At 62.8% G+C, this 19,893-nt stretch carries 19 protein-coding genes; 10 read left to right on the forward strand and 9 right to left on the reverse strand.

All coding sequences use genetic code 11. The annotated features are described in order from the left end of the window. The first annotated feature begins 160 nt into the window (after positions 1 to 160). The 5 genes from BTW07_RS08045 to BTW07_RS08065 all read left to right on the forward strand — a co-directional run bounded on the left by BTW07_RS08045 (position 161) and on the right by BTW07_RS08065 (position 3,615). A complete protein-coding gene (locus BTW07_RS08045) occupies positions 161 to 946 on the forward strand; it encodes a COG3650 family protein (RefSeq protein ID WP_075569638.1) in 786 nt (261 codons plus the stop codon). Positions 947 to 1,168: 222 nt separating this feature from the next. Further along, positions 1,169 to 1,777: an FMN-dependent NADH-azoreductase gene (locus tag BTW07_RS08050; protein ID WP_075569639.1), complete on the forward strand. Its 609-nt coding sequence runs from the start codon at positions 1,169 to 1,171 to the stop codon at positions 1,775 to 1,777. Between the two features lie 179 nt (positions 1,778 to 1,956). Then, complete coding sequence (locus BTW07_RS08055) at positions 1,957 to 2,397, forward strand: VOC family protein (protein WP_075569640.1); 441 nt, start codon at positions 1,957 to 1,959, stop codon at positions 2,395 to 2,397. Positions 2,398 to 2,402: 5 nt separating this feature from the next. Continuing rightward, positions 2,403 to 2,876 carry a TspO/MBR family protein gene (locus BTW07_RS08060; RefSeq protein ID WP_075569641.1) on the forward strand — a complete coding sequence of 158 codons (474 nt, stop codon included), beginning with the start codon at positions 2,403 to 2,405 and terminating at the stop codon, positions 2,874 to 2,876. Positions 2,877 to 2,928: 52 nt separating this feature from the next. Continuing rightward, positions 2,929 to 3,615, forward strand: coding sequence for a uracil-DNA glycosylase family protein (locus BTW07_RS08065; RefSeq protein WP_244158332.1), 687 nt, complete (start codon positions 2,929 to 2,931; stop codon positions 3,613 to 3,615). 19 nt (positions 3,616 to 3,634) lie between these two features. Here the strand turns inward: BTW07_RS08065 and BTW07_RS08070 are convergent, their stop codons facing one another. Further along, the gene (locus BTW07_RS08070) at positions 3,635 to 4,036 is read right to left on the reverse strand and encodes a DoxX family protein (protein ID WP_075569642.1); all 402 of its coding nucleotides are present in this window, start codon (positions 4,034 to 4,036) and stop codon (positions 3,635 to 3,637) included. A gap of 377 nt (positions 4,037 to 4,413) precedes the next feature. Between BTW07_RS08070 and BTW07_RS08075 the strand changes: the two genes are divergently transcribed. Beyond that, complete coding sequence (locus BTW07_RS08075) at positions 4,414 to 5,466, forward strand: GGDEF domain-containing protein (protein WP_157958651.1); 1,053 nt, start codon at positions 4,414 to 4,416, stop codon at positions 5,464 to 5,466. Positions 5,467 to 5,510: 44 nt separating this feature from the next. Here BTW07_RS08075 and BTW07_RS08080 read toward each other — a convergent pair whose 3' ends face one another. From BTW07_RS08080 to BTW07_RS08105, 6 genes are all read right to left on the reverse strand, one after another. Further along, positions 5,511 to 6,218, reverse strand: a complete 708-nt coding sequence (locus BTW07_RS08080) for a phosphatase PAP2 family protein (RefSeq protein ID WP_075569644.1) — start codon at positions 6,216 to 6,218, stop codon at positions 5,511 to 5,513. A 216-nt stretch (positions 6,219 to 6,434) separates the two neighbouring features. Beyond that, positions 6,435 to 9,284 (reverse strand): valine--tRNA ligase, encoded by a 2,850-nt coding sequence (locus tag BTW07_RS08085; protein ID WP_075569645.1) that lies wholly within the window; start codon positions 9,282 to 9,284, stop codon positions 6,435 to 6,437. A 362-nt stretch (positions 9,285 to 9,646) separates the two neighbouring features. Further along, positions 9,647 to 10,072, reverse strand: coding sequence for a DNA polymerase III subunit chi (locus BTW07_RS08090; protein ID WP_075569646.1), 426 nt, complete (start codon positions 10,070 to 10,072; stop codon positions 9,647 to 9,649). A gap of 237 nt (positions 10,073 to 10,309) precedes the next feature. After that, on the reverse strand, positions 10,310 to 11,050 hold the full coding sequence (locus BTW07_RS08095) for an SDR family oxidoreductase (RefSeq protein WP_075569647.1): 741 nt from the start codon (positions 11,048 to 11,050) through the stop codon (positions 10,310 to 10,312). 191 nt (positions 11,051 to 11,241) lie between these two features. Continuing rightward, complete coding sequence (locus BTW07_RS08100; RefSeq protein WP_232823856.1) at positions 11,242 to 12,342, reverse strand: branched-chain amino acid aminotransferase; 1,101 nt, start codon at positions 12,340 to 12,342, stop codon at positions 11,242 to 11,244. 255 nt (positions 12,343 to 12,597) lie between these two features. Continuing rightward, positions 12,598 to 14,115, reverse strand: coding sequence for a leucyl aminopeptidase (locus BTW07_RS08105; RefSeq protein WP_075569648.1), 1,518 nt, complete (start codon positions 14,113 to 14,115; stop codon positions 12,598 to 12,600). A gap of 351 nt (positions 14,116 to 14,466) precedes the next feature. On the opposite strand from BTW07_RS08105, the gene lptF reads away from it, so the two are divergent. From lptF to bfr, 4 genes are all read left to right on the forward strand, one after another. After that, on the forward strand, positions 14,467 to 15,546 hold the full coding sequence (lptF, locus tag BTW07_RS08110) for an LPS export ABC transporter permease LptF (protein WP_075569649.1): 1,080 nt from the start codon (positions 14,467 to 14,469) through the stop codon (positions 15,544 to 15,546). Then, complete coding sequence (gene lptG, locus BTW07_RS08115; protein ID WP_075569650.1) at positions 15,546 to 16,610, forward strand: LPS export ABC transporter permease LptG; 1,065 nt, start codon at positions 15,546 to 15,548, stop codon at positions 16,608 to 16,610. Before lptF ends, lptG begins: the two co-directional genes overlap by 1 nt. Before the next feature lie 364 nt (positions 16,611 to 16,974). After that, positions 16,975 to 17,178 carry a (2Fe-2S)-binding protein gene (locus BTW07_RS08120; protein WP_075569651.1) on the forward strand — a complete coding sequence of 68 codons (204 nt, stop codon included), beginning with the start codon at positions 16,975 to 16,977 and terminating at the stop codon, positions 17,176 to 17,178. A gap of 324 nt (positions 17,179 to 17,502) precedes the next feature. Next, entirely contained in the window at positions 17,503 to 17,985 is a 483-nt protein-coding gene (gene bfr, locus BTW07_RS08125) for a bacterioferritin (RefSeq protein ID WP_075562680.1), read from the forward strand. Positions 17,986 to 18,146: 161 nt separating this feature from the next. Here bfr and BTW07_RS08130 read toward each other — a convergent pair whose 3' ends face one another. Together BTW07_RS08130 and purE are read right to left on the reverse strand one after the other, a co-directional pair. Next, positions 18,147 to 19,238, reverse strand: a complete 1,092-nt coding sequence (locus BTW07_RS08130) for a 5-(carboxyamino)imidazole ribonucleotide synthase (protein ID WP_075569652.1) — start codon at positions 19,236 to 19,238, stop codon at positions 18,147 to 18,149. 2 nt (positions 19,239 to 19,240) lie between these two features. Next, positions 19,241 to 19,741, reverse strand: a complete 501-nt coding sequence (gene purE, locus BTW07_RS08135; RefSeq protein WP_075562678.1) for a 5-(carboxyamino)imidazole ribonucleotide mutase — start codon at positions 19,739 to 19,741, stop codon at positions 19,241 to 19,243. Between the last annotated feature and the right edge of the window lie 152 nt (positions 19,742 to 19,893).

The following is a 19,893-nucleotide window of genomic DNA, read 5'->3' on the forward strand; positions in this document are numbered from 1 at the left end:
GGCTGAGCGTTGCGCCGCGAGACGATCTCGCGGCGCTTTTTTGTGACCTGCCATCCCTGGCGGTCACCGTCCGGGCCGTCGCTGCGCGACGTCAAAAATCGCTCCCGGCGATTTTTTGTGACGGCTATTCGTGTTCAGACATCTTTCGGGAATCTTGCTCATGTCCAAAGCGCCTCAGGCTGGCAGAGACCGCCGCGCCCTTCATCGTCATCCCTCATCGGTTCGCTGGTTGGCCCTGTCGGTCGGCGCGCTTCTGCTCGCGGGCTGTGCCGGTGGTGGTCAGCATCAGAGCAGCGCCACCGCGCCGTCGTCAGGCCTGGCTGCGCTCAAATCACCGCTGATGCCGAGTGCCTTCTTTGCGGATGGTGGCGATGCCTTCACCGCCTGGCGCTGCACGCCATCTCAGGATCTGGTGACGACCACGCCCGACGATAGCCGGTTGCGACTATGGACCGCACTGGGTGAAACCGAGCTGCCTCGTGCCGTGGTGGGGGCGGGTTCTCGCTATGAGCTCGGCGGACTATCGTTCTGGCGCCAAGGACGCGATGCGCGTGTCGAGAGCGACAACGGTCGGCTGGTCTGCACCCTTGCCAGTGAACGCAAGACGGCCACGCGCCAGGAACATCCCGACACCATCTTCTATGCCGGTGGCAACGAACCCGGATGGAACGTCTCCCTCGATCGCAACAGCCATTCGTTGACGCTGATATCCGACTATGGCCAGGCCAAGGACACCTTCGATTATCGGGTCGCCTCGGTAACCAACGGCGGTGATGCTGGCATGGTGCTGGTCAGCGACAGCGGCCGATATCCCATGGAGCTCGATCTGCGCGCTGGCGCCTGCTTCGACGACATGAGCGGCAGGCCGTGGCCGGTCAAGGTGACGCTGCGTTACGGTGGCCGCGAATTTCACGGCTGCGGTCAGGGGGTCGAGGCCCGTGACTGAATCGCCAGTCAGCGAGTGGATGGCATCGAATGGATGGATGGCCTCGAGCGGGTGGATGGCCTCGTGAGAGTGAATAGCTGGGGTGATGAGTCGAAATCATCGAATGCTTCGTGCCAATTTTCGCGTTTTTCATTTCAAAAAAGCCAATGAATAATGCGTCCAACATCAGCCGGCAAGCGTCGGCATGCTGGTCGATTGGCACCCCCTATTGGAGGCATATTCATGACACAACGCATTCTTCTCATTACCAGCTCCCTTTTCGGCGAAGGCGGCCAGTCCCGCGCGCTGGCGGAGTCCTTCAAGGCGGCACTGGCCGGGCATGACGTCGAGCTGACCGAGCGCGATGTGGTCGAGCAGGCGTTGCCACACCTTACGGGTGCGGAAATGACGAGCTGGATGACCGACCCCGCCGAGCGCAGTGCCGAGCAGACAGAACTGGCGCGGCATTCCGATGCGCTGCTGGCGGAAATCGAAGCCAATGACGTGCTGGTGCTGGCCGTGCCGCTTTACAACCTGGGGATTCCCAGCCAGTTGAAGGCCTGGTTCGACCGCATCTTGCGCGCCGGCAAGACTTTCCAGTACACCGCGAACGGCCCGGTCGGGTTGCTCGAAGGCAAGTCCGGCCTGATCCTGGCAGCACGTGGCGGCATGTATGCCGGCTCCGACATGGATTCCCAGACACCGCACCTCAAGCACATGCTGGGACTGATCGGCATCAAGGAGGTACACACGATCTATGCGGAAGGCCTGAACATGGGCGACGAGCGCAAGCAACAATCCTTGAAGGAAGCCCGGCAGGCGATCGCTCAGTACGTCGAATCGCGGTTCTGATCGATCGGACGACCCTCGGCCGCCAGCCCAGCACGCCGTTCGAGACTGTCGAGCTCGGGCGGCTTTGCTGTCTGCATTGCGCGGTGGCCGATCGGCTATCGCTGAATCCTGATTCACCGATCGGTGGCCGTGGTCTACCATAGAGTGGTTCAACACACTGACGAATCAGGAAGATTTCCATGGAATACCTTCACACGATGGTTCGCGTCGCCGACCTCGACGCTTCTCTGCATTTCTACTGCGATCTGCTGGGTCTGCAGGAAGTGTCGCGCAAGGAGAGCGAGAAGGGGCGTTTCACTCTGGTGTTCCTGGCGACGCCCAACGACACGCCGCGTGCCAAGGCCGAACAGTCGCCAATGGTCGAACTGACCTACAACTGGGATCCGGAAACCTATACCGGCGGACGCAACTTCGGGCACCTGGCCTATCGCGTCGACGACCTCTACGCGCTGTGCGAACAACTGCAGGCGGGGGGTGTCACCATCAACCGTCCTCCTCGGGATGGCCACATGGCCTTCGTCCGTTCGCCGGACGGCATCTCTATCGAGCTGCTGCAGAAAGGCGACGCGCTCGAACCCAAGGAGCCCTGGGCATCGATGGAAAATACGGGTAGCTGGTAAGCGCCGTGAATCGTTCGATCTTACTCTTCTTCGGGTGGCTGTTGCTGGTGGCGATTGCCGCCAGCAGCGGTATTCTGGCTCCGCCGGGTGAGTGGTATGCCGCGCTCGCCAAACCGCCGCTGACGCCACCTGACTGGCTGTTTCCTGCCGCCTGGACGCTGCTCTATCTGATGATGGCGGTGGCGGCCTGGAAGGTCACCCTGATCGTGCCGCGCGACGAGCGCCGGGGGGCGTTGACGCCTTTCGTGCTGCAGCTGATCGCCAACGGTCTGTGGTCGTGGCTGTTCTTCGCGGCGCACTGGATGCTGATCGGCTTGCTCGATCTGTTGCTGATGTGGGGGCTGATCGTGTGGACGATCGTGACGTTCTGGCGCCATTCCCGGTCTGCTGCCGGATTGCTCGTGCCCTATCTGGTGTGGGTCAGTTTCGCCGCCTATCTCAATGCGTCGCTGCTGATCCTCAACTCGCCTTGGGGCTGATGGCTCGAGCCACGGCGATGAACGACGTCTCTTCGAAAGCCAAGGAGGGCTCATGATGCGGCAGGCTAAACCGCTTCCCGCCGATATCGAAGACGCGATGCGTCGAGAAGCGGTCGATCTCGAGCGGCTGGATCGCGAGATCTATCGTCAGTTCGATCGAGATCCGCTGACACCCATCGTCGGCCTGGGCCCCCGCGCGGCGAAGCTCGCCGTCTTCGGGCGCGATCCCGGCAGGAAGGAGGTCGAGATCGGGTTGCCGTTCGTCGGCGCCGGCGGACAGAAGGTTCGGGACGCGCTCTATCGTCACCGTCACGGGCGTCCGTTGCCGGACTTCGAGGCATCACTGTCGGTGGGCGAAGATCTGTTCTGGATCAACACCGTTCCCTACAAACCGCTCGGCAACAAGGCCTGGTCGATGGCGGTGAAACGGCGTTTCCAGCCGCTGGTGGCAGCGCTGCTGATGCGGCAGTGGAGCGGCGATCAGATCATCACGCTGGGGCGCGAAGCATTTTTCTGGTTCGGAATCGGCCAGACGAAAGAGATCCGCGACGCACTCGAAGCCTTCTGGTCCCGGGACGATCGTTTCAGCGTGACGCACGTGACCGAGCTGACACTCGACGACGGCGAGCGCAAGCGCTTCGTCCTCGCACCTCTGCCACACCCATCGCCACTCAATCAGCGCTGGTTCAAGCGCTTTCCCGAGTTGCTGGATCGGCGCCTGTCGACGCTCGACGTCTGAGACGGCCGATCCCCGGGGTTCAGTCCGGACGGGCCGCCATGCGCCCGCTACCCAGAAACATGATCGCAAGTGCGCCGAACAGATACATACCCTGGAGTTCCAGCGTCCAGCCGCCCTGACCGTTGAGTGTCCACAACTGGCCCATGTGGACGAGAATCAGTGCCACGATCATGTTTGCCGCCATCAACAGCCCGCCGATACGAGCTTGCCAACCGACGATCGCCATCAACGGGGCGACGATCTCACCGATGAGTACGCCATAGGCGACGAACGACGGCAGGCCCATTCCCGACAAGTGCTGAGCGATGCCGTTGAGGCTGGTGGGGTCCATCAGCTTGCTGATGCCATGAAGCAGAATCAGGACGCCGACACACAGGCGTAGCAACAGCTTGCCGAGATCTTCATTGTGCAGGAAGCGCATTAGCAGAGTTCCGTATCGTTCAGGTTCCGGTGCCGGTTCGGCGCACTCAGGCTACCAGAACTGGCGTTCTTTTCATGGGGCAAATATTCGCGGCTTGATTTGTAGTCCCAGGACTACACGATCGATATCTGTTATTACAATGTTGTTTTTTGTCAAAACCGGCGATACTCGGTCTTTGATTTCCGCCCGGCTGATCGACGCTTTCATGGAGCCAGCCCGGGAACCGCTCTCGAAAACGGGTCATATCCCAACACAATAACGAGTCGCACATGCGGAGCCTGTTCTTTGCTATTCGGCAGAAATGTACCGAGCTCTGGCGAAGGTGTACCAAGGCGCCCGACGCTCTTGCTGCGGAGCGCCGACGCAGCTTCGAGATCATGGCCGAGATCTATCTGCTGGCATTCTGTCTTCAGGCGGCCGTGGCGCCGCTGATGTTTCTCGTCGATCGCCCGCTGCTCGGCGGACTCAATCTGCTCTGCCTGGCGGCTTATGTGGTGGCTCTGGTGCTGCATCACCGGCTTTTCGTGGCCACTGCCCTGACGATAAAGCTTTGCACGTTTCTCGTCTTCGTCATCGTCGGGGTGGCCGTTGCCGCCAATCAAACCAGCTTGATCTACTATCTGCTGTTTGCCGAAGTCGAGCTGATGCTGGCCGATCTCCGGCGCCGCACCAAGATTCTGGTCACCGCCTGCCTGATCGCGATCACGCTCGGCGTACTCCATCTGCCACCGCTGCACGGCACGGATGCGACGTCATCGGCGGTGGATACGATGCTCTCCGACCTGGGACTGGCGCTTGTCTTCGTCATGCTCTGCGTGGTGATTCTTCGCATGCTGGCGATCACCGATCACCATGAACATCGCTATCGCAGCGATGCCATGTACGACTCGCTGACGCGGGTGCTCAACCGGCGTGCCATCTTCGAACGGGCTTCCGTCCATTGGCGGACGCAGCGCGATTTCGCCGTCGTGCTGGTAGATGCCGATCACTTCAAGGAGATCAATGACAATCATGGTCATACGACGGGCGATGCGGTGCTCTACCATCTCGCCACCCTGTTGCGGGAATCGCTACGCGGTGAAGATAGCGTCGGCCGGGTAGGCGGGGAGGAGTTTCTGCTGCTGCTCCCTGACGCAGGAAAAAGCGACAGCATTGCGGCTGCCACGCGCATCCGCGACTCGCTGGCGAACCATCCCTGCCGCCTCGATAAGGTCGAGCTATCGGTGACGCTGTCGATGGGGATCGCGACTTCCGATGAGGGGCTGCATCTGCGGGATCTGATCGAGCTGGCTGACAGACGCCTTTACGCGGCCAAGTCCGCCGGACGTGACCAGGTGGTGGCCGAGGGCTATCTGGATACCGCCGCATCTCGCAATGCGCAGCGTCTGGCTCAGGGCGTCGAACGTGCGCTGGAGACCGACGAGGCGTAGATTTTCCGACAATCTTGCACCCGCGGCGAGCCTGGTTCACGGGCTCAACGGGCCAGGGGCAGACGTGACAGGCAACGCTGGACGAACCTCGTCATGCCGCCAGCCACCGGGGTGCAGAGGACCCACGGCAGGGCGAGCAGCGCAATGCTGAGCGCACCCATGTAGACGTCGCTGAACCAGTGCGCGCCAACCATGATGCGGGGAGCGCTCAACAGCAGTACGAAGGCAACGCTCCAGCCGGCGGTACGCCGATCGGCGAAGCGCAGCATGAAGCCGGCGAAGATCATCAGCATCAAACCGTGATCGCCGGGAAAGCTGTTCGAAGCGCTATCCTTGGTCGGAATCGAGACGATATCGGTCAGATGGGCCGCGTGTGCGAAGAAACGCGTCGGACTGGGGTGGCCGTAGGTAATCGCCTTGTTGGTCACCACTGCGATCACCCCGGCTGTCAGCAGCATGGTCACGCCGATGCCGAGCCAGCGCCGCCATCGATCAGGCCGCGGATCGCGGCGCATGGCCACACTGAACAGTACGCCCATCACGGCAAATGACGCCGCGTCGAAGAAGCGCGTATTGAGCAGTGCCAGCACGTCATCCCATAGTCCGTTGTCCGGCGTTATCCACTGATTGAAAGTCCAGAAGATCCGATCATCCAGATCGGTCCAGGGCAGCCCGTGGGGCAGGGCCCAGCTCAGCAACAGGATCAGTCCGGTCAGGTTGAAGCCTAGCAAACGTTTCCATTGCACTTTCATGGGTCACTCGCAGGGTGAATCGTCTGCGAGCATTATAATTTAAGCGATTCATAAGGAACAGTGTTTGATAACTGATTCCGAGTACCAGCGTGCAAAACGCCTCCACGGCCTGGGCCGGTGGAGGCGCTTGTCCCGCTCCCCGCCACGCCGACATCGACGCGCTATCCAGTCCGGCGTGATATCGGGTGTGGCGCGGTGTCCATCCTGTCGCGGCGCTTACAGCTCCATGATCTTGGTCCGCTGCTCGACCAGAACCTGGCGGGTGGCCAGATACTCCTTGAGCTTGCCTCGCTCCTTCTCGACCACCGCCTCCGGCGCCTTGGCGGTAAAGCTCTCGTTGCCGAGCTTCTTCTCGATGCCGACGATCAGCTTGTCCTGCTTGTCGATCTCCTTGGCGAGGCGCGCAAGCTCGGCATCCTTGTCGATCAGATCGGCCATCGGCACCAGCACCTCCATATCGCCGACCCGTTGGGTTGCCGACAGCGGCGCCTGCGCCGGATCGTCGAGCCAGGTCACGCTCTCGAGCTTGGCCAGTTTGGAGAGGAACAAACGGTTGGCGTCGAGACGCTCGCGATCGCCGGTGGCGCCCTTGGTCAGCAGGACGTCCAGCGGCTTGCCGGGGGCGATGTTCATTTCGGCGCGGATATTGCGCACCGCGACGATCACGCCCTTGAGCCATTCGATATCGCGGATCGACTGTTCGTCGATCCGGGAAGCATCCGCCTCCGGCCACGGCTGGGTCATCAGGCTATCGCCTGAGGCATCGGAAATCGTACCCGCCAGCGGTGCGACGCGCTGCCAGATCTCCTCGGAGATGAACGGCATCATCGGATGGGCCAGGCGGAGAATCACCTCGAGCACACGGACCAGCGTGCGGCGAGTGCCGCGCTTGGCCTCGATGGAGGCGTTCTCGTCCCACAGTACCGGCTTGGAGAGCTCCAGATACCAGTCGCAGTACTCGTTCCAGACGAAGTCGTAGAGCGCCTGAGAGGCGTGATCGAAGCGATACTCTTCCAGCGCCTTGGTGACCTGGGCTTCGGTCTGCTGCAGGCGCGAGATGATCCAGCGGTCGGCCAGTGACAGCTCGACGCTCTCGCCGCCGAGGCCGACATCCTGGTCTTCCGCGTTCATCAGCACATAGCGCGAAGCGTTCCACAGCTTGTTGCAGAAGTTGCGATAGCCGTCGAGGCGGCCCATGTCGAACTTGATGTCGCGACCGGTGGTCGCCAGCGACAGGAAGGTGTAGCGCAGCGCGTCGGTGCCGTGCGACTCGATGCCGTCAGGAAACTCGCTGCGGGTCGCCTTCTCGATCGCGCGGGCTTTCTGCGGCTGCATCATGTTGCCGGTGCGCTTGGCCACCAGGGTTTCGAGATCGATGCCGTCGATCAGATCGATCGGGTCGAGCACGTTGCCCTTGGACTTCGACATCTTCTGGCCCTGGGCGTCGCGCACCAGGCCGTGAACGTAGACGGTCTTGAACGGTACCTCGCCGGTGAAGTGGCCGGTCAGCATGATCATCCGCGCGACCCAGAAGAAGATGATGTCGAAACCGGTCACCAGTACGCTGGTGGGGTGAAAGGTCTCGAGTTCCGGCGTTTTCTCCGGCCAGCCCAGGGTGCCGAAGGTCCACAGCCCGGAGCTGAACCAGGTGTCGAGCACGTCGTCGTCCTGGGTCAGCGTGACGTCGGCGGCGATCCCGTGCTTCTCGCGCGCCTCTGTCTCGGTGCGGGCGACGAACACATTGCCCTCGGCGTCGTACCAGGCGGGAATGCGATGGCCCCACCACAGCTGGCGGGAGATGCACCAGTCCTGCAGGTCGCGCATCCAGGCGAAGTACATGTTCTCGTAGTTCCTGGGCACGAACTCGATGTCGCCGTTTTCGACGGCTTCGATCGCCGGCTTGGCCAGCTTCTCGACCGCGACGAACCATTGGTCCGTCAGCAGCGGCTCGATGACGTCGCCGGAGCGGTCGCCGTAGGGGAGGGTGTTGGTGACCGTCTCGACCCGTTCGAGCAGGCCGGCGGCGTCCATGTCGGCAACGATCCGCTCGCGCGCGACGTAGCGATCCAGCCCGGCGTAGGCCGCCGGCAGGGTCGCGTCGATGTCGGGCAGCGGGCGGCCCTGCAGATCGAACACCTCGGCGCGCTCGAGCACCGTGGCATCCTGGGAAAAGACGTTGATCAACGCATGGTCGTGGCGCTTGCCGACTTCGTAGTCGTTGAAGTCGTGGGCGGGGGTGATCTTGACGCAGCCCGATCCCTTTTCCATGTCGGCATGTTCGTCGGCGATCACCGGAATCCGACGACCGACCAGCGGCAGCTCGATGAACTTGCCGATCAGCGAAGCGTAGCGCGGATCTTCGGGATTGACCGCCACCCCGGTGTCGCCGAGCAGCGTCTCCGGGCGTGTGGTGGCAACGACCAGATAGTCCCTGCCATCGGCGGTCCTGGCGCCACCGGCCAGCGGATAGCGGAAGTGCCAGAACTGACCCTGCTGCTCGCGGTTCTCGACTTCGAGATCGGAAATCGCGGTGTGAAGCGTCGGGTCCCAGTTGACCAGGCGCTTGCCGCGGTAGATCAGCCCCTCGTCATGCAGCCGCACGAACACTTCCTGCACCGCCTGGTAGAAGCCGTCATCCATGGTGAAGCGCTCGCGGCTCCAGTCGACGCTGGAACCCATGCGGCGTAGCTGGCGGGTGATATGCCCGCCGGACTCTGCCTTCCATTCCCAGATCTTGTCGGTGAACGCCTCGCGGCCCAGATCGTGGCGCGTCTGGCCGGTCTCTGCCGCCAGCTTGCGCTCGACCAGCATCTGGGTGGCGATGCCGGCGTGATCCGTCCCCACCTGCCACAGCGTGTTGTTGCCACGCATGCGTTTCCAGCGCACCAGCGTGTCCATGATCGTGTCCTGGAACGCGTGGCCCATGTGCAGGCTGCCGGTCACGTTGGGCGGCGGGATCATGATCGAGAATGGCTCGCCTTCGCCGCTCGGGGCGAAACGGTTGTCGGCTTCCCAGCGTTCATACCAGCGGGTTTCGATCTGATCGGGTTGGTACGTCTTGTCCATGGCGGCTATCGGGCTCGGCAATGAGTGGCGACGACACGCGGCACACCCGGCTTGCGAGGGGCGAGGTGCGGCGTAGCGAAAATGGCGGGGATTATACCCTTTGGCGGCAGGCGGCGTCATGGCGGGAGTCCGCCGGACTCTATTTGGCGGCACCGTTGCGAAACGTTGGCGAGCGCAGCCACTTTTGCTAGGAAACGCTGAATGAATCGACGAGCGGAGTAAAACGCAAGGCGTACGGAGCACAGGAACCGGAGCCTAGGGGTGTAGGTGAGGATTCCTATCGGACCGGCGCCCCCGGCACCGCACAACGAAGCGATTTGCCGGGGACGCCGAGTTCGCGCAGACATTTATGCAGTGTTTCCCTAGAGCTTGTGCGCCTCGACCCGATACCCCCGGTCCTTGTAGGTCTTCCAGCAGGCGCGCTTGGTGCGCAGCACGTCCTGGTGCTGGTTGATGATCTCGGCGACACGCTCCAGGCGCGAGAACCACTCGGGGATCTCGTCGTTCAGATTGAGCATCGCCTGTACGCCGGGCTCCGGTACGGCTTCCCAGCCGATCGTCACTGGCGGTGGCGGATCCATGGCATCGCCCGCGACGCGATGCGGGACGTAGCTCTCCTCTCGGAACGTCCACAACAGTTCGTCGAGTTCGCGAGCCATGGTTTCGTCCTGGGTGTGGATATGCAGCTGATAACCCTTGCGATAGATCGTCTCCGCCAGTCGGCAGGCGAAGGTCAGCCGGGCTTCCAGCGTGGTATCGGGCAGGATGTAGAAATCGACTTTGGTCATGACATTCCGTTGATGGAGAGCTTCGGGCCAGGGTTACGAGTTACCAATGTTACCCGACTCGATACCGAGCGAGATGAGGGGTCTCAAGCGAACCCGAGCGATTGCGCGAGCTAGCCTCAGGCAAGGCGAATCCAGCCAAGCGAGCGCAGTCGAGGGTTCTTCAATGAGCATCGCGAAGCTGGATTCAGCATCTCGTCACTGAGTCGGCGCCAATCGCTCGCGCAGGCCCGACCTCTCTTAAACGCCGCCGTCGATGTCGATGAGTGCACCCGTCGTGAACCCCGCCTCGGCCAGCCACAGAATGCCGTTGGCGATCTCCTCCGGCTCGCCGATGCGACCCATCGGGATCACCGAGCCGGCGATGTCGGGCTTGTCAGGGTTGCCGCCGCTGGCATGAATGGTGGTGCGGATGACGCCGGGCCGGATGGTGTTGACGCGAATGCCTTCGCCGGCGACTTCCTTCGAAAGCCCCTCGGTCATGGTATCGATGGCGCCCTTGGAGGCGGCGTAGTCGACGTATTCCCCCGAGCCGCCGAGGTGGGAGGCCGCATAGCCGACGTTGACGATGGCACCGCCGTTGCCGCCGTGCCTGGTGGACATGCGCTTGATCGCTTCGCGGGCGCAGATGAATGGGCCGACGACGTTGATCTTCATCATCCGATCGATGCGCTCGAAGCTCATTTCGTCGACGCGGCTGATCTGGTCGACGATGCCGGCGTTGTTGACCAGAACGTCGACCCGGCCCAGCTCGCGGTCGACGGTCTCGAACATGGCAACGATGGCGGCTTCATCGACGACGTCCGCCTGGATCGCGATCGCGCGACCGCCGTCGGCTTCGATCTCGGCGACCACCTTGTCGGCGGAGGCCTTGTCGCTGCGATAGTTGACGGCCACGGCATAGCCTTTCTGGGCGGCCATGATGGCGGTGGCGGCGCCGATGCCGCGGCCGGCGCCGGTAATGATCATCACGGGTTTCATCACATCCTCCTTTCGCAAATGGATCGTCGAACTCTCGAGACGAAGCGACCGCCGGTGGGCGGTCGTTTCGGGTCTACGATCTGAGGCTCGACGTGTGGCACGGTGTCAGCGTAGGACGAAATCTTTCCCTTCGCACCGGGCCTATCGCATCAGTCAGATTGCCTCAGGCCGATTGCATCGGGTCAGTCGCGTCAGGCCAGTTGCATCAGCCAGCCGCGAGTGTCTTCGCTGCGGCCGTACTGGATGTCCAGCAGGCGCTTGCGCAGCTTGGCGCTGACCGCTTCGCCTTCGATCGGCGGCGTGACGATGCGGTCGCTTTCGGTCACCAGCTGGCCGATCTGGGTGATGACGGCGGCGGTACCGCAGGCGAACACCTCGACGATGTCGCCGTTGGCAACGCCGTCACGCCATTCGTCGATGCTGATCGGTCGCTCTTCCGGCGTGAGGCCGGCATCGCGGGCCAGCTCCAGGATGGAATCGCGGGTAACACCTTCCAGAATCGTGCCGGTCAGCGCCGGCGTGACCAGACGACCATCGCGATAGACGAAGAACAGGTTCATGCCGCCCAGCTCTTCGATCCACTTGTTCTCCGCCGCATCGAGAAACGCGACCTGATCGCAACCATGGCTTTCGGCCTCGGCCTGAGCCAGCAGCGACGCGGCGTAATTGCCACCGCACTTGGCGAAACCGGTGCCGCCGGGCGCGGCGCGGTTGTAGTGCTGGGAGAGCCAGATCGAGACCGGCTTGCCGCCGCCCTTGAAGTAGGCCGCAGCCGGCGAGGCGATAAGATAGTAGTCGACTTCGGCCGCCGGCTTGACGCCCAGCGACTTGCCATTGCCGATCATGAACGGGCGCAGGTAGAGACTGCACTCCTCGGCCTCGTTCTTCGGCGTCGGGACCCAGTCGACATCCTGGGCAACCAGCGTCTTGAGCGATCCGAGGAAAGTCTCGTCGTCGAGTTCCGGCAGGGCGAGGCGACGGGCGGAGGCGCGGAAGCGTGCCGCGTTCTTCTCCGGGCGGAAGGTCCAGACCGAGCCATCGGCGTGACGGTAGGCCTTGATACCTTCGAAGATCTCCTGACCGTAATGCAGCACTGGAGACGCCGGGTCGATCAGCAGCGGCCCGTAAGGGCGAATCTCGCCGCGCTGCCAGCCGCCGGCCCTGGTCCAGCGTACGTGCACCATGTGGTCGGTGAAGTAGCGGCCGAAGCCCGGGTTGGCAAGAATCTCGTTGCGTAGAGCGGCATCGAGCGGATTGGATGCAAGGCGGGCTTCGAAACCTGAAGTGGACACTGCGACTTCTCCTGACAGTCCATGCTGCCTGACGACTCGAGCGGGACGCCAGGCGGTCGATGACTTCGGTAGGGAACTGCCCGGATCACCGGGCAGCGGACAGATTGAAATTAGCATGCAAAGCGTTGGCTGCGAAGAGGGCGCCCGGGCTTATCCTTCGACGCCCTGCGCGCAGTCTTTCTGCACTGATGGCTTGGCCTGTCCAGATTGACGGCTTGGCCTGTCCAGATTGACGGCTTGGGCTCTCTGTACGGATCAGGCTTCCGGCGTCACCACCAATTCGCTCTCGCGATCCAGCAGGTAGCGGGTCAGCAGGCCTACCGGGCGACCGGTGGCGCCTTTCTGCTTGCCGCTGTCCCAGCCGGTGCCGGCGATATCGAGGTGTGCCCATGGATACTTGTCGGCGAAGCGTGACAGGAAGCAGGCGGCGGTGATGCTGCCGGCCGGCCGGCCGCCGATATTGGCGAGATCGGCGAAGTTGGAGTCCAGCTGCTGCTGGTAGTCATCCCACAGCGGCATGTGCCAGGCGCGATCCCAGGAGGCCTCGCCGGCTTCGAGCAGGTCCAGCGCGAGATCGTCGTCGTTGGAGAACAGCCCGCTGGCATGATCGCCCAGCGCGATGACGCACGCGCCGGTGAGCGTGGCGACATCGACGACGCTGGCCGGCTCGAAACGCTCGGCGTAGGTCAATGCATCGCACAGCACCAGACGTCCCTCGGCGTCGGTATTGAGAATCTCGACCGTCAGCCCCTTTAGCGTGGTGACGATGTCGCCCGGCTTGATCGCGCGACCGTCCGGCATGTTCTCGGCGCTGGCAACGATCGCCACCACGTTGAGCTTCGGTTTCAGGGCGATCACGCTTTTCATGGCGCCGAATACGCTGGCGGCACCACACATGTCGAATTTCATCTCGTCCATGCCGGCACCGGCCTTGAGCGAAATGCCGCCGGTGTCGAAGGTGATACCCTTGCCGACCAGCACGTGAGGCGACTCTTCGGCGTTGTCCGCGCCCTGGTACTTCATCACGATCAGCTTGGAGGGCTCCGCGCTGCCTCGGCCCACGGCCAGCAGCGAGTGGGCACCGAGCGCCTCGAGCTCGGCTTCGTCGAGAATCTCGACATCCAGCGAGCCGGCGGATTCCGCCGCCATCGTCTCGGCCTGATTGGCCAGATAGGTCGGGGTGCAGATGTTGCCGGGCAGGTTGCCCAGCGTACGGGCCAGGTTGACCCCATCGCCCAGTGCCGCACCGATGCGGGCTCCGGCCTTGGCGCTATCGGCCTGGTTCGTCTCGCTGACCAGCAGTTCGATCGTGCGCAGCTGCGGGGCCGGAGACTGCGTCGACTTGCATTGGGTGAAGCGATAGACGGCGCGGGTCGCCGATTCCAGGGTCATCTGCGCGTTCCAGGCGACGTCGCGATCCTCGACCTCGGCGTCCGCGAAGGCGACGGCGGCGCTGTCGACCGGCAGTTTGGCGAGCGTGGTGAAAGCGGCGTCCAGCGACTTGCGCAGGGCGCCTTCATTGAAGGTTTCGCGCTTGCCCAGGCCGACCAGCAGCAGTCGCTCGGCGGCGAGGCCCGGCGCGAACGGGATCAACTGGACATTGGCCAGCTCCGGGGTGAAATCGCCGCGCTCGACCAGTTGTGCGATCAAGCGCTCGCTGGCGTCATCCAGCTTGGCAGCGGCGGACAGCAGATCGCCATCCTGAAACAGCGGTACCACGAGGCAGGCTGTCTCGACCTTGGCCGGATTGACGGTCAGTACGGAAAATTCCATGTCGTCTCCAATGAACGATTGAGCGGACAAGCCTGTCGGTAACAAGACAAGCGAGTGGTGATTCAGGATAATGGCGCCGAACGAATCTGCGCGGCAATGACGGTTGGCGCCTGAATGGGTACCGAAAATGGGTACCAAAATTGAACTCGAAGGCCCAAACTCGCTGCCGCCGACGAAAGGCCCATCGATGCGGCCAGTCTACGCAAAGCCGAAGCGCGTTGCACAAACCGTATCGCCGCCAGGGCGCCTCGGCGGCAACGGGGTAACGATCCACGCCGTCGGAGGGCGTGGCCGACGAGGCCGGTCGCGGCAGGAAGCCAAATCAGGTGTAGATGTTGCCAGGAGTTGAGTTTGATCGTATTCCGCTATTTGACACGCGAGATTCTGCTGACGATGTCGGCAGTGGCAGGCGTGCTGCTGCTGGTGATCATGGGCAGTCGTTTCATCCGCTACTTCACCGATGCGGCTCAGGGCGAGCTTCCGCTCAGCGCGCTGGGCACGTTGATGCTCTTTCACATGCCGAGCTTTCTGGAGCTGGTGCTGCCGCTGTCGTTCTTCCTGGCGATCCTGCTTGCCTACGGTCAGCTCTATCTCAACAGCGAGATCACGGTGCTGGTGGCCTGCGGGATCAGCCCCAATCGGCTACTGCAGGTCACGTTGCTGCCGGCGACGCTCATCGCCGTGCTGGTCGGAGTGTGTAGCCTGTGGCTGACGCCCGCCGGTGCCGCGCACAACGAGCGCCTGATCGACGAACAGCAGAGCCGGCTCGACTTTTCGCTGCTGACACCCGGGCGCTTCCAGGATTTCGGCGATGACCGAACCGCCTATACCCAATCGCTCAGCAGCGACAATTCCCGCATGCAGGGCGTGTTCATCAGCGAATACCAGAGCGGTGGCGATGGTTCGCCGCAGCAGGTGGTGACGCGAGCCGAGAGCGGCTATCAAACCACCGATCCCGATACCGGCAGCCGCTATCTGGTGCTCGAGAACGGTCAACGCTACAGCGTCGATCCCGGCAGCCGGGTGGCGGAGAAGCTGGTATTCGGCAGCTACGGGGTGCGCCTGGCAACCGACGAGCCCACCGAACTCGACCAGGATAGCGAGTTGATGACCACGCCCGCGCTGATCGCCGATGGCGACGACGACTCCATGGCGCAACTGCAGTGGCGGCTATCGATGCCGTTGATGATTCCCATCCTGACGCTGCTGGCGCTGCCGCTGTCGCGGGTCAATCCGCGCCAGGGCCGTTTCGCCAAACTGCTGCCGGCGATCTTTCTGCATGTCAGCTATCTCAGCCTGCTGCTGGCGGCGCAGGACGCGATCGCGCGGGGCAGCCTGCCGGCGAGCATCGGCATGTGGCCGATTCACGCGGTTTATCTCGTGCTCGGTCTGTTCCTGCTGCGACGCGACCAGACGCAGGGAGGCCGCTGATGCTGATCGATCGTCTCGACCGTTACATCGCCCGCAGCGTGCTGGGCGCGATGCTGGTCGTTCAGGTCATGGTGCTGGGACTGGATCTGGTGATCTCCTACATCAACGACCTGGGGGATGTCTCCGGCAACTACACCGCCCTGGACGTGCTGATCTATCTGATCATGCGGCTGCCTTGGCGGTTCTACGAATACGCGCCGGTGGCGGTGCTGATCGGTGCACTGGTCGGGCTGGGATCGATGGCGTCCAGCAACGAATTGACGGTGATGCGGGCGTCCGGCCGTTCGTTGGGCCGGATCCTGCTGGGCGTGCTCAAGCCGCTGGTGCTGGTGATCCTGATCACCATGGCGATCGGGGAGTTCGTCGGGCCGGCCACCGAGCAGCGGGCCGAAGCGTGGCGGCTGGAACAGTCCGAGGGCTCGGATGCAGTGCTGTCTCATCGAGGCGGCTGGCAGCGAGAGGGCGACAACTTCTATCGCTTCGGCACGATTCGCGCCGACGATACCTTGATCAACGTCACCTGGTACCGGTTCGACGGTCAGCAGCTGGTCGAGGCCACCCAGGCGGCCCGCGCCGTCTGGAACGACGGCAGCTGGACGTTGGAAGATGTCGAGGTGACCCATTTCGAGGATGGCAGGACGAGTGCCGAAACGTTGCCCACCGAGACCTGGGAAACTGCGCTGACGCCTTCGCAGCTCAATCGACTGCTGCGACCGCTGGACAGCCAGCCGATGAGAAGTCTGTGGCGCTATGCCGATTATCTGCAGGCCCAGGGACAGGAAGCGACGCAGCCACTGCTCTATTTCTGGCAGAAGAGTCTGCTTCCGGTGACGCTGGCCGGGCTGGTGCTACTGGCCGCCTCGTTCGTGTTCGGCCCGCTGCGCAGCGTGGCGGCGGGAACGCGAATCTTCTACGGCGTGATCGTCGGCCTGACCTTCAAGTACCTGCAGGATCTGTTGGCGCCGGCGTCGGTGCTGTTCGGCTTTTCGCCTTCGCTGGCGGTGGTGGTGCCGACGGCCACCTGCTATCTGCTGGGCTTCTGGCTGCTGCGCCGTACCGGCTGAGAGCCTGGCTACAATCTGCTGCACGTCGGCCAAACAGGGTTGAAAGCACTATCGGAATGCTCATTTAGCCCCAGGTAGACTCGTGCGCGAGCCCGGTCCTTTCCTCAAGTGTTTTCGCCTCGTTTGGCTCTAGCTCGCCAGGTCGTGGCCAGGTTCTGACCGACATCATGACAGTGGATCACCGAAACGCCGCGACCCGAAAGGGGCGCGGCGTTTTCGTCTCCGCAGGTCGAAGGTCCCGGCGCGAGCTCAGGTTCCGTTAAGCCACCGACGAGTATTCTCGGCGAGATGATTGTGATTCCGGGTTGAAATTGCCTATGCGAATCATTTACATTTGCTATCTCGTTACCAGTGAGGCTCTTCCGTGTACGTCTGTCTCTGTGTAGGGGTCACCGACCGCGATATCGCAAATGCCGTTTCGGACGGCGCTCGCAGCTGGCGCGAAGTGCGCGAGACGACCGGCTGTGCCGGCCAGTGCGGCAAGTGTGCCTGCACCGGCAAGAGCGTCATGCGCGAGGCGATCAGTCAGGAATTGACGATGGATCTGGATCTCGCCTACGCGGTCTGAGCCGGGTTCTCGCGCTCGGCGCCGTGCTTCCCATTGATTCCGCTTGGTTTCCACGTTGGCTGCGACGCCAGGAGTCGTCATTCGATAGCGCGATTCGTTATCAGCCGTGTTCTCATCTGCCAATCGATTGCAGATGAGAGTGTGTCGTAACCTACTGTAATACTTGTTATTTATTCTTCCCCTGAGGGATACTGCCGCTATCGGATCGACGCTGCCAGTTGTGGTAGCGTGATTCATGCGGGAGTGCGTGGCCAAGCGTGCCTCCCATCGCCGACTATCAATCACTCGATCCCAGTGGCTCGAGGCAGTGAGGAGAACACGACAATGAAAGGCGACGCCAAGGTCATTTCCTATCTCAATACGGTGCTCGGCAACGAGCTGGTCGCGATCAACCAGTACTTCCTGCACAGCAAGATGTACAAGGACTGGGGATTCAGCGTGCTGGCCAAGTGGGAGTACGAAGAATCGATCGAAGAGATGCAGCATGCCGACCGGCTGATCGAGCGCATCCTGTTCCTGGAAGGTATTCCCAATCTGCAGGATCTCGGCAAGCTCAACATCGGCGAGAACTGCCAGGAGATGCTCCAGAGCGATCTCAAGATCGAGCACAAGGCCCGGGCCGACCTGCAGGAAGCGATCCCCTACTGTGAATCCGTCCGCGATTACGTCAGTCGCGATCTGTTCATCAAGATCCTCGACGACGAAGAAGAGCACATCGACAAGCTGGAAGCGGAGCTGGGCCTGATCGACAAGGTCGGCATCCAGAACTACCTGCAGAAGCACATGTTCACGACAGAAAAAGAGTAATCCGCCAGCGGTTGGCGAATGCGCAACCGTTGCTGTCGTCAACGACAGGCGCTGGTAGCGATAAGCGCCGATAACGAAAAGCTTCGATAACGAAAAGCCCCGATGTCAGCTCGAGCCGACATCGGGGCTTTTTTCGCGCACTCGCTGCGGGTGTCTCGAACTCAACCCAGATCGTTGACCAGCAGCGCCTCGACGGCCGCGATGCGGGTTTTCAGTGTCTCGTCGTCGCTGGCCAGCACGGTGATATGGCCGATCTTGCGGCCTGGCCGGGGCGCCTTGCCGTAGTCGTGCCAGCGGGTGCCGGGCAGGGCGAGCACGGCGTCGCGCGCGGGGAAGGCGCCGATCACGTTGAGCATCGCGCACGGCGCCAGGCGGTCGGTCTCGCCCAGCGGCAGCCCGGCGATAGCGCGCACGTGGTTCTCGAACTGGCTGGTCACCGCGCCTTCGATGCTCCAGTGGCCCGAGTTGTGAACCCGCGGCGCGATCTCGTTGGCCAGCAGGCCGGCGGCGGTGACGAAGAACTCGAACGCCATCACCCCGACATAGTCGAGCTCGTTCATGACCCGGCTGGCGTAATCTTCCGCCTGCGCCTGCAGCGGGTGGGAAGCCTGCGGCACCGAGCAGTGCAGAATGCCCTGGCGGTGCTCGTTGCGGACCACCGGCCAGTGTCGGATCTCGCCATCGCGACCGCGCACGGCGATCACCGAAATTTCATGGTCGAAATCGATGAAGCCTTCGAGAATCAGCGGCACGCCGCCCAGCTCGTCGAACGTCCCGGCGACGTCTTCCGGCCCGCGCAGCACTTTCTGGCCCTTGCCGTCGTAGCCCATGGTGCGGGTCTTGATCACCACCGGCAGACCGATTTCGCTCACCGCGGTATCGATATCGGTCTGGCTGTCGATCCGGGCGATCGGCGGTACATCGATATCCAGCGCGCGAAACAGTGATTTCTCCAGCCAGCGGTCCCGCGCCGTAGCCAGCGCCGAGGCGGGCGGAAACGCCGGGCGCTGCTCGGCCAGACGCTCGACGGCTTCGGCCGGCACGTTCTCGAATTCGAAGGTGATGGCGTCGCAGGTCGCGGTCAGCGTGTTCAGCGCTTCCGGATCCTGCCAGTCCGCCTGGAGATGCTCGCCGTGCGCAGCGGCACACGGCTCGCTGCCGGGATCGAGGAAGGTAAAGCGTATGTCCAGCGGGGCGCCGGCCTGGGCGAGCATGCGCCCGAGCTGACCGCCGCCGACGATGCCGATTCGCATGGTCACTCCTGGTCTTCGGGTCGAGGATCGGGGTTGTCGAGCACCTTGCGCGTCTGCTCGGCGCGGTAGGCTTCCAGCGCTTCGCGGATGCGCTCGTCGTGATTGGCCAGCATGGCGGCGGCGAGCAGGGCGGCGTTGATCGCCCCGGCGCGGCCGATCGCCAGCGTCGCGGTAGGAATGCCGGCCGGCATCTGGACGATGGAGAGCAGCGAATCGACCCCCGAAAGGGTGCTCGACTTGACCGGCACGCCGAGTACCGGCAGCCGCGTCTTGGCGGCACACATGCCCGGCAGATGCGCGGCGCCACCGGCGCCGGCGATGATCACTTCCAGGCCACGGTCGGCGGCGGTCTCGGCGTATTCGAACAGCAGATCCGGCGTGCGGTGGGCGGAGACCACCTTGGTTTCATGCTCGATACCCAGCTTTTCCAGGGTCTCGACGGTATGGCAGAGAGTCGACCAGTCCGACTTAGAGCCCATGATCACGCCGACGCGTACGCTCATGCTTCCTCCCGTGGGAAATGATTCGCCGGCCCTTGTTGTGGATATCATCGTGTGGATTGTCGGGCCGTCGTTTGGAAAGCAGCGAATTGTACGGGAATCCGGAGAATCGATCAGCCGTAAAATCTTTCTTGCAGGAAACCGTAGTCCGCCGA

Source organism: Salinicola socius (assembly GCF_001937195.1).
Taxonomy (GTDB): domain Bacteria; phylum Pseudomonadota; class Gammaproteobacteria; order Pseudomonadales; family Halomonadaceae; genus Salinicola; species Salinicola socius.

Bases quoted from the DNA above. Each gene is read 5' to 3' on its own strand.
- BTW07_RS08130 (WP_075569652.1), bottom strand. From the start codon at position 19,238: ATGCGAATCGGCATCGTCGGCGGCGGTCAGCTCGGGCGCATGCTCGCC.
- purE (WP_075562678.1), bottom strand. From the start codon at position 19,741: ATGAGCGTACGCGTCGGCGTGATCATGGGCTCTAAGTCGGACTGGTCG.
- BTW07_RS08055 (WP_075569640.1), top strand. From the start codon at position 1,957: ATGGAATACCTTCACACGATGGTTCGCGTCGCCGACCTCGACGCTTCT.
- BTW07_RS08075 (WP_157958651.1), top strand. From the start codon at position 4,414: ATGGCCGAGATCTATCTGCTGGCATTCTGTCTTCAGGCGGCCGTGGCG.
- BTW07_RS08045 (WP_075569638.1), top strand. From the start codon at position 161: ATGTCCAAAGCGCCTCAGGCTGGCAGAGACCGCCGCGCCCTTCATCGT.
- BTW07_RS08080 (WP_075569644.1), bottom strand. From the start codon at position 6,218: ATGAAAGTGCAATGGAAACGTTTGCTAGGCTTCAACCTGACCGGACTG.
- lptG (WP_075569650.1), top strand. From the start codon at position 15,546: ATGCTGATCGATCGTCTCGACCGTTACATCGCCCGCAGCGTGCTGGGC.
- BTW07_RS08050 (WP_075569639.1), top strand. From the start codon at position 1,169: ATGACACAACGCATTCTTCTCATTACCAGCTCCCTTTTCGGCGAAGGC.
- BTW07_RS08085 (WP_075569645.1), bottom strand. From the start codon at position 9,284: ATGGACAAGACGTACCAACCCGATCAGATCGAAACCCGCTGGTATGAA.
- BTW07_RS08065 (WP_244158332.1), top strand. From the start codon at position 2,929: ATGATGCGGCAGGCTAAACCGCTTCCCGCCGATATCGAAGACGCGATG.
- BTW07_RS08095 (WP_075569647.1), bottom strand. From the start codon at position 11,050: ATGAAACCCGTGATGATCATTACCGGCGCCGGCCGCGGCATCGGCGCC.
- BTW07_RS08070 (WP_075569642.1), bottom strand. From the start codon at position 4,036: ATGCGCTTCCTGCACAATGAAGATCTCGGCAAGCTGTTGCTACGCCTG.
- BTW07_RS08105 (WP_075569648.1), bottom strand. From the start codon at position 14,115: ATGGAATTTTCCGTACTGACCGTCAATCCGGCCAAGGTCGAGACAGCC.
- BTW07_RS08090 (WP_075569646.1), bottom strand. From the start codon at position 10,072: ATGACCAAAGTCGATTTCTACATCCTGCCCGATACCACGCTGGAAGCC.
- bfr (WP_075562680.1), top strand. From the start codon at position 17,503: ATGAAAGGCGACGCCAAGGTCATTTCCTATCTCAATACGGTGCTCGGC.